General features: G+C 44.0%; 8 protein-coding genes. 6 read left to right on the top strand and 2 right to left on the bottom strand.

Translation table 11 applies throughout. From position 1 onward, the window contains the following. The first annotated feature begins 103 nt into the window (after positions 1-103). The 5 genes from PMG71_RS09105 to PMG71_RS09085 all read left to right on the top strand — a co-directional run bounded on the left by PMG71_RS09105 (position 104) and on the right by PMG71_RS09085 (position 9,085). Positions 104-2,086, top strand: a complete 1,983-nt coding sequence (locus tag PMG71_RS09105; RefSeq protein ID WP_283753354.1) for a cation:proton antiporter — start codon at positions 104-106, stop codon at positions 2,084-2,086. Positions 2,087-2,362: 276 nt separating this feature from the next. Next, a complete protein-coding gene (locus PMG71_RS09100) occupies positions 2,363-2,647 on the top strand; it encodes a hypothetical protein (protein ID WP_283753353.1) in 285 nt (94 codons plus the stop codon). A 171-nt stretch (positions 2,648-2,818) separates the two neighbouring features. Then, the gene (locus tag PMG71_RS09095) at positions 2,819-4,315 is read left to right on the top strand and encodes an MBOAT family O-acyltransferase (protein WP_283753352.1); all 1,497 of its coding nucleotides are present in this window, start codon (positions 2,819-2,821) and stop codon (positions 4,313-4,315) included. Then, on the top strand, positions 4,290-5,192 hold the full coding sequence (locus PMG71_RS09090) for a hypothetical protein (RefSeq protein ID WP_283753351.1): 903 nt from the start codon (positions 4,290-4,292) through the stop codon (positions 5,190-5,192). The genes PMG71_RS09095 and PMG71_RS09090 overlap by 26 nt, the downstream gene beginning before the upstream one ends. Positions 5,193-5,212: 20 nt before the next feature. Then, complete coding sequence (locus PMG71_RS09085; RefSeq protein ID WP_283753350.1) at positions 5,213-9,085, top strand: glycoside hydrolase family 2 protein; 3,873 nt, start codon at positions 5,213-5,215, stop codon at positions 9,083-9,085. On the opposite strand, the gene PMG71_RS09080 is transcribed toward PMG71_RS09085, so the two are convergent. Then, positions 9,070-10,326: a glycosyltransferase family 4 protein gene (locus tag PMG71_RS09080; RefSeq protein ID WP_283753349.1), complete on the bottom strand. Its 1,257-nt coding sequence runs from the start codon at positions 10,324-10,326 to the stop codon at positions 9,070-9,072. The two genes, PMG71_RS09085 and PMG71_RS09080, sit on opposite strands and share 16 nt — an antisense overlap. 158 nt (positions 10,327-10,484) lie before the next feature. Here PMG71_RS09080 and PMG71_RS09075 point away from each other — a divergent pair, with 158 nt between their 5' ends. Then, positions 10,485-11,504 (top strand): glycosyltransferase family 2 protein, encoded by a 1,020-nt coding sequence (locus PMG71_RS09075; protein ID WP_283753348.1) that lies wholly within the window; start codon positions 10,485-10,487, stop codon positions 11,502-11,504. On the opposite strand, the gene PMG71_RS09070 is transcribed toward PMG71_RS09075, so the two are convergent. Beyond that, complete coding sequence (locus PMG71_RS09070) at positions 11,501-12,373, bottom strand: sulfotransferase family protein (RefSeq protein WP_283753347.1); 873 nt, start codon at positions 12,371-12,373, stop codon at positions 11,501-11,503. The two genes, PMG71_RS09075 and PMG71_RS09070, sit on opposite strands and share 4 nt — an antisense overlap. Positions 12,374-12,427: the final 54 nt, after the last annotated feature.

The following is a 12,427-nucleotide window of genomic DNA, read 5'->3' as shown; positions in this document are numbered from 1 at the left end:
TAAATTTTTAGATAAACCCACCCCTATGACCCGATCTGGTCAAAGTGAAGAGAACACGCTAGGTTATATCTGTCTCCAACGCTGAACCAGCGCGATTTCGCATATGGAAGGATCATTTCAAATAACCCTCTTGATTATCCTCACGGTGATGGCCGGGATTAGTGCCCAGGTGCTGGCGGATTTTCTGCGCGTACCGGCGATCGTGTTTCTGTTGCCCTTTGGGATTTTATTGGGCCCCGATGGCGTGGGGTTAATCGATCCTCAATTACTCGGTATTGGTATTGAAGTCATCGTCGCCCTCTCAGTTGCCCTGATTTTGTTTGAAGGGGGGCTGAATTTAGAGCTGCGGGATCTGGGAAAAGTATCGGGAAGTTTGCGGAATCTGGTTACAGTTGGCACTTTAATTACCTTAGTGGGTGGGGGAGTCTGTGCCCATTATTTGGCTGAGTTTCCGTGGGGAATTGCTTTCTTATATGCTTCGTTGGTGGTTGTGACGGGGCCCACGGTGATTTCTCCCCTCCTCAAGCATGTGAAGGTGCAGCGACCGGTAGCCACCCTTTTGGAGGGGGAAGGGGTTTTAATTGACCCGGTGGGGGCGATTTTGGCGGTGGTCGTTCTGGATATTATCCTCAATGGAGATGCCGATCCCATCTCTATCATTAGCGGCTTGTTGTTGCGTCTGGGTATTGGAGGGGCGATCGGTGCTTTGGGGGGCTGGATACTGGGTTGGTTCCTCAAGCGCAGTCAATTTTTATCGGAAGATTTAAAAAATTTGGTGGTCTTGGCTGGTTTGTTGGGCCTGTTTGGTATTGCCCAAACCATCCGCTCAGAAGCGGGATTAATGGCTACAGTTGTCTCTGGAATTGTGCTGCGGGGGTCTTCACTACCGGAGGAGCGGTTATTAAGGCGGTTTAAGGGCCAATTAACCATGTTGGCAGTTTCAGTCCTCTTTATTCTCTTAGCTGCTGATTTATCAATTGCCAGTATTTTTGCTTTAGGTTGGGGTAGTGTCTGGACAGTCCTGATGCTCATGTTCGTCATCCGACCCCTGAATATTTGGGTCTGTACCTGGCCGAGTGACATGAATTGGCGACAAAAGTTATTTTTGGGTTGGATCGGCCCTAGAGGAATTGTTTCGGCTTCTGTGGCTTCCTTATTCTCAATTTTATTAACCCAACGGGGCATTAGTGGGGGAGATGCCATTAAAGCCTTGGTGTTTTTGACGATTATTATGACCGTCTTATGTCAAGGTCTAACGGCGGGATGGTTCGCCAACTGGCTGCAAATTACCTCGACTAAAGCTACGGGAGCGGTGATTGTGGGCATTAGCCCCTTAAGTCGGTTAATGGCGCGTTTGTTTGAGGAACAAGGGGAATCTGTTGTTCTGATCGATACGAATACGGAAGCGTGCCGTCAAGCGGAAGCGGAAGGGTTGCGGGTATTTGTGAGTAGTGCCCTAGATACGGCGGTTCTGGAGGAAGCGGGACTGGCTTCTATGGGGACATTTTTGGCGATGACTAATAATGGTGAGGTGAATTTTGTTTTGGCGCAACGGGCGGTAGAGGAGTTCGATCCGCCTAGGGTATACGCGGTTTTTCCCCGTGATTCCCAAGGGCAGCAACATTCGGGTAGCCCCAAGAAGATTGCCCAAGCGTTTATTCCCCACCTACCGATTAAGGTCTGGAATCAGTATGTGGATGAGGGTAAGGTGAAGTTGGGGGTAACGACGCTGAAGACGGAGGGGTTAGGGTTTCAACAGGCCCATTTACAAGCCCTGATTCGTGCTGGGGAGTTGGTTCCGATTTTGGTCTCTAGGGAGGGACGCTTGGAAGTGATGCCTGCGTCGGAAGAGTGGCGCAGTGGGGATTTGATTATTTATTTGCTCCACGATCCACGGCCGGCTCTGTTGAAGCGCTTGTCGGGGGCTTCTCAGGCGACTCGGTTATCGGTGGAACGGTTGCCGGAAGTGGAGGAAATTCCCCTAACTAAGGTAGAACCGGAAAAGATTTTAGAGGGTGTTCCGGCTGAATCAAAATCCGATCAGGTGTCCCAGACGAAGGCTAATGCTGTGACACAGCTAAAATAGTGCATTAGTGTAGGGTGGGTTAGGCGGCTAAAACCTAGACTGTGAGAGCAATCTATCAATCCGCCGTAACCCACCATTTTAGGGTTGTCACGGCACTAAGGTGGGATAGGGTGTTGGGAGGAGCGGGAATGTCAAGAATCATGACGGTTTTATCGATGAATTATTAAATATTTTTTCAGGAATATACCGGCTCTCAGAAGGTTAGGGTTCAATGGAAGTAGTAAGGAATTGATATGAATAAAGGATTGGGCCCATTGCAAGTAAGGACTTAAGGCTATGAAACGACCTTCACAACTCACGCGGTTGATCTGGGATTTTTATCGCGAAAATCAAGGGGAATTAAGGTGTTTGCTACCTTTGGCTCGATGTCAGGTATTTAGACGGTGGGGGGTGTTGCATATTCGCTGTTTGAATCGGGAGATGGCGGAGGGGATCGCCAAGGCCTATGCTTTGATTCGCGAGCCGGTGATCCAATTGAGGTTAGCCCATACGATTAAAATTCAGGTGGATCAGCGATCTATCGCGGTGGTTGATGTGCCTTCGGGAGAGTTGATGGCTTGATGGCTCCTGGGGTCTCCCTTGCCCTGAAAATCCCGGAATAGATAAAGATGAGAATTTTTGTTGGCGATCGCTAAAACAAATTCTCATCTTTTGACTGTTGACAAAAATCACTGCATCTCATTACGTTAGATTAAACTCCGCCCATCCCTCCCCTTTACCGGCCTTCAGGGTATGTTATTCACAAGCTTTACCTTCTTAGTTTTTGTTCTCATTACGTTTATCCTTTATTACTTACCCATTTTCAAGGGCATACAGGTTCCAATTCTCGTTACTGCTAGTTTTATCTTTTATGCCTGGAGTTCTCCAGCTCTGCTATTATTACTCATTATCTCGATTGGCATCAATGTTTTAACCAGCTTCAAAATTTGCCATACAGACAAGCGACAAGTTAGGATTCTCTGGGCCGTTTTGGGAGTAGCCGCCAATTTAGGGGTGTTGGGATTATTTAAGTACGGTGCATTGCTCACCAACCTATTTACAACCTTCTTGAATATTAATCCCACTCCAGAAGATGCCCTCATACAAACCCTTTTACATCTACCTCTCCCCATCGGCATCTCCTTCTACACCTTCCAAGGCATTAGTTTAGTCGTCGATGTCCTGCGTCAGCAAGATGCTGAATGGGAAGTCAGAAAACAACAAGAGAAATATTTTGTCCATCTTACCCCTATTCGCTATTTACTCAACACCTCCTTTTTTCTGTCCTTTTTCCCGCAACTGGTCGCTGGCCCCATTGTCAGAGCCAATGATTTTTATCCGCAAATTGCGAGAAAATATTTTCAGGATATCCCTTGGGAACTGGTTTTTCGGGCCCTGGTGTCTGGCTATTTCTTGAAAATGGTGATCGCGGATAACATAAAAGACTATACCTTCTGGATTACCTATCCCTATTATCAAAGTCAAGGCACTCTGACGAACCTAGTCTTGTTATTTGGTTATTCCATGCAAATTTTTGCCGATTTTGCCGGATATTCCTTAATCGCGATCGGTTTAGCGGCATCCTTTGGCTATACTCTACCCGAAAACTTCAATTTCCCCTATATTTCCCGCTCCATTGCCGAATTTTGGCGACGGTGGCATATTTCTTTATCAACTTGGTTAAAATATTATCTCTACATTCCCCTAGGAGGGAATCGGAAAGGTGAAATCCGAACCTATCTTAATTTAATGATTGTCATGACTCTGGGGGGATTATGGCATGGAGCGGCTTGGAGTTATGCAGTATGGGGGATGTTTCATGGTATGGGGTTAGCGGTAGAGCGATTATTGGGATGGGATCGTGTATCTCAATCTAGCGATCGCGATAGAATCCAATGGAAGCCATTCTTGACCGATACTATCCGAGTCTTAGCGGTATTTACGTTTGTTTCTTTCGGCTGGCTTTTATTTAAGCTTCCTGAGTTTAGTCAAGCGGTTGACTTCATGGTAACCCTGGCTAGAAATACTCAGGTGAAACCTGCTCTAATTCGCATTATTCCAGTCTTGCTCTTCTCTCTCCCTGTCTTACTGTATCATTTGCCTCATTTTCCCAATCTGCAAAGCAAAGGGGCGGAACTTCTTGGATCTGGAACCGGAAAAAAATTACAGGTCTTAAGTTTTGGATTGATGCTGGCATTGATAATTCTGAATAAAGGAAGTTCTAATGCGTTTATCTATTTTCAATTCTAAAGTCAGAAAAATAAATTTTGTCGGGCAATGTTTACTCTTATGCTTTACAGTGATGATTGGGTATCAAGTTTTGATTTTTTCAGGTTTGATTAGTCCCAGTGAAGGGATTCATCAAGCTCAGTCTAATTTCATTAAAGCAGAAGAATATGTTTATACTCCCATGAGTCATGCTCAAATGGTTTTGGTCGGAAGTTCGCTAACGGCTAATCTCGATCCCAAAATGATTGGTTCTGATGTGTTTAATTTGGCGATGCGGGGAGGTTGCACGCAAACAGGTCTAGAAATTGTAAGGAAAAAATCATCAAAACCTAAAATCATATTGGTTGAAGTGAATGAGACGATTCAACGGGAACTGGATGTATATTTGATTGATTCTTTGTACAATCCTTTTTTATATTTTATGCGCTCTCATTTTCCTATGTTTAAGCAAGAGTATAGACCGGTTAGTGTGTTGGTGGATAGTTTGAGGAAGTGGTCACAAGGGAATCAAGAATCTGGCACTGCGCCAGATTCTCCGTTGAGGTTACAGGAAATAGAAAGAGTGAAGAAACAATTCAGTAATCCTCTATCTGATGAGACAAAAGCATTGATTATTGAACAAGCTCAGGTGATCAAAAATCAATTATTGGCCATCAGTAGTCAGGAGTCGCGCATTGTTTTATTTAATGTTCCGGGAGAACCGGGTTTAGAAACAACGGTCAAAAAACAGGAAATCGAAGAGCTAATAGAAACTCTTTTTCCGAGCGATCGCTTTGAATGGTTACCGAATCCCCAGAGGGAGTGGAAAACGAGCGATGGGGTGCATCTAACTCAGGGTGATGCTCAAGAGTATGCTGTTTATTTGAGAGAACAATTACTCGATCCGATTTCGGGTTAAACCTTCAGCTCAATGGATTTATGAAGAAAAGGTTAGTACAGTTCTTGGGACTATTTTGTATAGGCTGGATTACGTTAAGCTGTATGGGCGATCTTGGCTATACCTCAGCACCGGATGGGGGGTTTTCTTGTAGAACGCTCCAGGTTACCAGTTATCCAGCACTGACTGAAGTTCCGGAAAATGGCGATCGCGCTCAAGTCTACCTGAATGGGGTATGGGATTTTCAACCGGCGATCGCCTCTACCACCACTCCCCCCCAAAACCATTGGGGAAAAATTCGCGTTCCTGGGGACTGGCGGCTAGAAAATGCCAAATTAGTCCCCAGCTTGCTTTCCCGTGGCACTGGAGCTGTATGGGAGGAGTATAACGGCAAAACGTTATCTCAGGCTTGGTATCAACACCCGATTAATATTCCCCAGGAGTGGGAAGGACGCAGAATTCTGGTGAGTTTAGAACGAGTCAGTACAGACGCGAAACTATATGTTAATCAGCAAGCTTGTGGTCAAGTGAATTGGCCCTATGGTGCTGTGGATATCACTTCATTGGTTAATCCTGGAGAAGAAAATAATTTAACCCTTTTAGTCACGGCAACTCCAGAAGCTGAGAATGAGTCTGAAGAGGAAATCCGTTTAGCTTCTCGCGGATTAATTGGAGAAGTAAGGTTACTCAGTATTCCTCAAGGCCCGTTTATCAGCGATGTTTTTGTCAAACCTTCAACCCGTCAGAAACAAGTAGAAGTAGAGGTTGAACTTACGGATATTACACAAGCGGGTTCAGTGGAAGTTATCGCCACAATGCTCAATGAACAGGGTCAGGTTGAGCGAGAATTTACAGCCCAAAAAAGGATTAAAGCACAAGGGATTCAAACTCTGAATTTAACCTGGGATTGGTCTAATCCTCGATTGTGGGATTTAGAAAAACCCAATTTGTATACCCTTCGATTGCAAGTGAAGGGAGAAGGAATTGAAGATACTTACGATCAGTCTTTTGGCTTTCGGGAATTTTGGATTGAAAATAAACAGTTTTACTTAAATGGGTCAGAAATACGCTTGCGTCCCGTGTACCATGAAGATATGTGGAATGCTTGGCCCGTGGGTATTCCTAAAGTCATCGATCGGATGATTGAGGGGTATCAGTGGGCGGGTTATAATATAGCTGAACTCTGGCCTTGGAATCATGATGAACGGGGGCGCTGGCATTTTCGGGAGTTGTTTGCTGAACGGGCAGATTTAAAAGGATTTCCGATTATGGCTCCGGCTTTAGATGCTGGAAGAAAAGGATATATTTTTCGCTGGAATGGCTCCCAAGGGAAAGTGAAATGGGAGCCACGCATGGTGAATGAGTTACGGCGATATCGAAATCATCCTTCAATTTTAATGTGGGCAACTACTCCTAACTTTTTTGCTCCTAAAGGTGACGATCAAAACCCTAGACGAATTGGAAAAAAAGAAGTTACAGGAACATTCGGAGAGGTTTGGGATCGGCGCTGGAAATCGTGGAAACAGCCCGGAGAAGATATGGTTTCTACGGTTAATGCTTATGACCCTACTCGGCCGGTTCTGGTGCATAATGGAGGGGCGATCGGTGATGTTTATGCTCTGAATTCTTATCTGAATTTAATTCCTCTCCAAGAGCGAGAAGAATGGATTTCTAACTGGGCAGAAGAGGGGGATATGCCCTATATGGTGGTCGAGTTTGGCACTCCTCTACATGGGGCGATGATGCGGGGAAAATATGGATTGCTGGAAGGCTCCCGGTTTGAACCGTTGATGACTGAATATACAGCTATTTATTTAGGAGAAGAAGCGTACCAATTGGAAAGGCTTGACTATCGCTCTAAAATTCCGCAAATGTTTATTAAAGACCAAGAGTATGAAAGTTGGCATTCTGCTCCAGAGTTGAATTTTTCTCCTGCTTTTCAAGAATTGCAATCTTTGTTTAGTCGGCAAACTTGGCGCAGTTGGCGAACTTGGGGAATCACAGGGGGGATGATTCCTTGGAATGATGGCCATGGATGGCAAGAGTCTGAGGAGGGAGAACAACGGGTTGCTTTGGGTTTATTTGAACCGGGACAACGAGGGGTTTATTTGCAGGAGGTTCCGCGAAGATTCCTGAATTATTTACAAGCTCCAGAGTTTAGGATTCATCCGGGAGGAAAAGCGCTGTTGGAGAATAACAGGCCGACTTTAGCTTGGATTGCTGGAGAATCAGAGAATTTTGTGGCGAAAGATCATAGTTATTGGGAGAAGGAAAGTCTCAATAAACAGGTGGTCTTGATTAATGATATGCGGGAAAGCGAAGGTTTTTCGGTTCACTGGGAGGTGAGGATTAATGGAGCGATCGCCCAAACCGGCGATCGGCAAGGAGAAATTGACCCAGCTCAGACCCTCTTTTTTCCCATTGAGGTTTCCTTGCCTTCTGTGACTCAAAAGACTGAGGGAGTGATTGATCTGACGGCCCAGATTGGAGAGAATCAACATCAAGATTCCTTTGATTTTCGGGTGTTTCCCTTTCCAACTGAGCAGAATTTACCGCCAATTTCGGTTCTCGATCCAGTGGGTAAAACCACGGCAGTGCTGGAAGAAATGGGTTATCGGATTACCTCCTGGGATGGATCGCAGACGGATGGGTTAGTGGCGATCGCCAGAGAAGCCTTATCCAAAAAACGGGGATGGGGAGACAGAAGCTTCAAACAACGATTGGCTCAGTTAGAACCCTTTGTCAAAAATGGAGGCAGAGCGCTCATTTTTACCCAAGATCCAGAGTGGATACAGGGAACTCTGGGGTTTCGAGTGGCTCCCCATCTGAGTCGTCGAGTATTTCCAGTCAACTCTGAACATCCTGTCCTTCAGGGACTCGATCGCCTGGATCTGCGAGACTGGAGAGGGGAAAGCACCCTCACAGAGGCTTATCCAGACACTACTAGAGGTGGGGTAAAGCGCAGTCCTCCCCGTGAGTTGCCTTGGTATGGATGGCATTGGGGAAACCGTGGGGTAGTCAGTAGCGTCTCCATAGAAAAACCCCATCGCAGTTCTTGGCGACCGATTCTGCAATCGGAGTTTGATTTAGCTTATACTCCTTTGATGGAGTTGGATTATGGTCAAGGTCGGCTCATTCTAACAACCTTGGATTTTGAGGAGCGCGGAAAGTCTGAGCCAGCCGCTAGAACACTTTTAGATCGGGCGATCGCCTATGCTGCGACAGCTCCCTTATCTCCCAAAGTCGAGAACGTCATTTTTATCGGTAGTGATGCCGAAGCGACTCAGTTAGATGAACTGGGAGTTATTTATCGGCGATCGCACAATTTAAATTCAGAAGCAGACTTAGCGATCGTCGGCTCTCAAGTCCAGCTTGCAGATGAAGCGATCCGGGAGTATCTCCGTCAAGGGGGACGGTTATTTTTTCTCTCCAGAACAGAAAACTCACCAACAGTTTTAGGGGTTACTTTTAGCAAGCAACAACCCTTTTCTGGGTCATTAGAAGTGCCCTCCTGGCCAGAAACAAGAGGTTTAAGTGCCTCAGATCTGCGATCGCGAACCGACTACCCAACCTCCTTAATTGTGTCAGGAGGAGACATGGGGAGTCATGGGTTATTCAGCCGAGTTCAAATGGGGACAGGAGTAGCCCTATTTTCCCAATTAAATCCCGCAGCTCTCAATAGCGATCGGTTGACCTATTTTCGCTATACACGCTGGCGACAGACCAGAGCTATGAGCCAGATTTTAGCCAATTTAGGGGCAAGATTCCAGAGCGATCGGTTAATTTTTGAAAATCTCCAGAAACCACCCCAAAAAAAGCATTTATCAGAGCCTGTTATCAATGAATTTTATCACCCGGACTATCGCACAGATTTTGAATTAGGGGATGACCCTTATCGCTATTCTTTATGGTAGTTGTCAATCAGTTCTGTAAACAGATCAAGGTAATTTTTAGCTTGGATCTCTAAGGTGAATTCTTGTTCGACTTTCCGACGAGCGCGATCGCACAACTCATTGTACCGTTCTTGATCCTGCAAAATCCAACCCATCCCCTGAGCTAAATCTTCACTTTCAAAAGGTTGCGCTAAATAGCCATTATTTTCATGTTCAATCATATCAGGAATTCCCCCAATCTTGAAAGCAACCACGGGAGTTCCACATGCCATAGATTCCATAATCGTATTTGGCAGATTATCTTGTACCGATGGCGCAACAAATAAATCCACACTCGCATAAATTAAACTGAGAGCCACATCATCTTTAAATTGACCCAAATAATGAATTTTAAATCCTAATTCAGGTTCTTGTTCTGGTCGAGAAGCACCAAAAATAACCAATTCAATTTTATCTTTCCAGTCAGACTGACTTAGAGATTTTAAGGCAGGTTCTAAGTATTGAAAGCCTTTACGAGGGTCACTGGTTGGATTTAAAGCACCAAAAAGGACTAAATGTTTATCAGCAGGTAAATTTAATCGTTCTCTGGCAGCCCTACGATTCATAGGTTTATAAATTTTTGTATTTAATCCATTCGGAATAACTTCGATCCGCTTATTGGCGAATAATGAACTATTTCGAGCGCAGTCAGCTAACCAATGACTAGGAGTCACAATAGTTAGGGGGAGATTGCACCAAGCCTTCGCTTTTCGTTGCCAAATCCAACGGGATAAATCGTTGTCTTTGCTACTGTTTAATTGGGGACATTGGCCACAAGATTTGAGGTAGCGATCACACCCTTCAGTATAGTGACATCCCCCTGTAAATCCCCACATATCATGACTTGTCCATACTAGAGGATAGGGAAGTTGTGCCAAGGTTTCAACTTGCATAAATCCCTGAGAAATCCAATGAAGATTAACAACATCAGGCTTTAAAATCTTCAATTTTCCAGAAACTTCATCTGGAACCCATTGCACAGAAAATAAACTCTTAGAAGACTTATCATAGGTTTTAATGGGTAAATTATCTAAAAACCGAGTCACCAAACCTCTCGCTTTACCTACCTTAGAATCATTAACTAAAACAGTTTCCTCTCGGTTTTTATTTCCCACTAATAACGTTGCATCAATTCGAGCATCATTCAAGGCATAATAGAGGCGACGCACCGCAACCGATGCTCCCCCACCGACATCAGACCGACTGAGTAAAGTGACTTTCATGATATCCTCTAGGAATTAGCTCACTTGGATAACGATTATATTGTGAAAATATTGTAGCGTCTAGAGAGAGTTTATTAAAATTATGGTAGGATTATCTTAAGAGTTTCTATGGTTCACTATTCTTATTCATTTACTCTAAATTTATCTCAATAAGAAATATGCATTCTGTAAAAATATCCATTGTCATCCCCACCTTAAATCGACGAGAGCTATTGACTCAAACCTTAGCCTCCGTCCAGGCACAAACTTTTGAATTTTGGGAAGCTTTAGTGGTTGATGACGGTTCAACAGATGGTACGAAAGAGTATGTCAGTGAGCTTCATCGCCAAGATACTCGTATCCATTATCTTCTCCGCGATCGCCACCATTCAGGGGCCCCAGCTTGTCGGAATCAAGGTACAGCCTCTGCTCAAGGAGAATATATTATCTTCCTTGATTCTGATGATTGCCTTGCCCCCCACGCCCTAGATAACCGCTTCCAGATTATGAAAGCCCACCCAGAGTTGGATTTTGCCGTATTTGGCTGTATTTTATTTGGCGATCGTCCAGGAGACACCCCACTATTGTGGAATGGAGACACAGGAGAAGATGATATCAATCGCTTCTTAGCCAATGATGTTCCTTGGCAAACCACTAGCCCGATTTGGAGAAAAAAAGCCTTAGATAAACTTGGCCCTTGGGATGAAACCTTAACTACTGGTCAAGATTGGGATCAGCATTTACGAGCCTTAATTCTTAATCTAAATTATCAGCGATTTCAACCCCCCGATTGCTATTGGCGAAAACCTCATGGTCAAACCATCGGTTCTCAATCTGCTGCTAGAGAATACTTAGCTTGCCGAGAAAAATTATTAGAGTTAGCTCATGAACGACTAGAAGCAGCAGGGTTACTAACTTTGGAGCGAAAAAAAATTCTTAGAAAACGCTATTTTAGATTAGCAGATAGCTGGATTTATGCAGGAGAAAATCACCAAGCCTTTCAGGTATGGCAACGGTGTTATGAACGGCAATTATCAGATGATTTCTTATATACTCAAGGATTAAGATATTTACAAATTATCGCTGCTTTACCATCAGGACTAAAGCGAATTGGACGAAAACTCATTCGAGAGTTCGGAAATTCTGCGGTCGTTTTTCACTGGCCGAAAGGATTCCGAAATACACCATTTGTAACTTAACTTCCTAAACCAATAGCATTCTTGTTTTTCAACTCTAAGTCATCTACATTAACCGTAGCTAGACATTGTAGAATATACTCTTGCTGTTGGTCATCAAAGAATTCATAAAACTTCTTACCATTAGCATTTTCAATGGGAGCAGCTACCGCCATTTTCCAAGTTTCATCAGGTCGCACCACTTGTTTAGCTGTTTCCCCATAAGCAGTTAACATAACTGGATCAAATTCTAACCCTAAAAACTGACATAACTGGATTAAAGTCTGCTGAGGATCATTCACTAATTTTTCATAGCGAATTAAAATATGATTAGATTTATGTAAGTGAGAACTAGAAAACTTAACCGAATCAATCCAAGTTGCAACACATTTATCAACATCCCAAGGGTCTCCCCAAATATCGCGACGTTTATGTTTACGAGAAACATCATATAAAGAAGCGACAACATCAGCCCCATTACGGATTAAATGAATAAACTTAGCGTCAGGTAATAAATGTTCAAACAGTTGGATGTAACGAATATTTTCTGGAGATTTCTCCAGCCAAATTGATTTTCCTTGTTTCTGCGTTGCTTGGTCTAGGGCTTGTTTAAAAACACTAACATATTGAGCTATAAACAAAGGTCTTTTTGGAAGTCGGGATTTAAATTCAGCTTGTCCAATTTCCTCTAAAAACCAGTTTAACTGCTCCTGACCTTTTAACGAGGCCAGACCCAGTAAACGACTCCAGTAAGGAATGCGTAATTTCCGGAAGAGATGAGACTCAGGAAAGGAGGCAATTTCTGGATGAGTTCCAAGAAGACTCTGGAGAAGAGTAGTTCCAGAACGGGGACATCCCCCCAAGAAAATAGATCGAGTAGAGTAAATATTCATGCATTTAGTTCTGATTCTATCCACTATTACTTAAATTAACGTCAGTTTTGCTTA

Source organism: Roseofilum acuticapitatum BLCC-M154 (genome assembly GCF_030068475.1).
In the GTDB taxonomy this organism is placed as follows: Bacteria; Cyanobacteriota; Cyanobacteriia; order Cyanobacteriales; family Desertifilaceae; genus Roseofilum; species Roseofilum acuticapitatum.
This window is presented reverse-complemented; position numbering and strand designations above follow the sequence as displayed.

Bases quoted from the DNA above. Each gene is read 5' to 3' on its own strand.
- PMG71_RS09105 (WP_283753354.1), top strand. From the start codon at position 104: ATGGAAGGATCATTTCAAATAACCCTCTTGATTATCCTCACGGTGATG.
- PMG71_RS09100 (WP_283753353.1), top strand. From the start codon at position 2,363: ATGAAACGACCTTCACAACTCACGCGGTTGATCTGGGATTTTTATCGC.
- PMG71_RS09095 (WP_283753352.1), top strand. From the start codon at position 2,819: ATGTTATTCACAAGCTTTACCTTCTTAGTTTTTGTTCTCATTACGTTT.
- PMG71_RS09090 (WP_283753351.1), top strand. From the start codon at position 4,290: ATGCGTTTATCTATTTTCAATTCTAAAGTCAGAAAAATAAATTTTGTC.
- PMG71_RS09085 (WP_283753350.1), top strand. From the start codon at position 5,213: ATGAAGAAAAGGTTAGTACAGTTCTTGGGACTATTTTGTATAGGCTGG.
- PMG71_RS09080 (WP_283753349.1), bottom strand. From the start codon at position 10,326: ATGAAAGTCACTTTACTCAGTCGGTCTGATGTCGGTGGGGGAGCATCG.
- PMG71_RS09075 (WP_283753348.1), top strand. From the start codon at position 10,485: ATGCATTCTGTAAAAATATCCATTGTCATCCCCACCTTAAATCGACGA.
- PMG71_RS09070 (WP_283753347.1), bottom strand. From the start codon at position 12,373: ATGAATATTTACTCTACTCGATCTATTTTCTTGGGGGGATGTCCCCGT.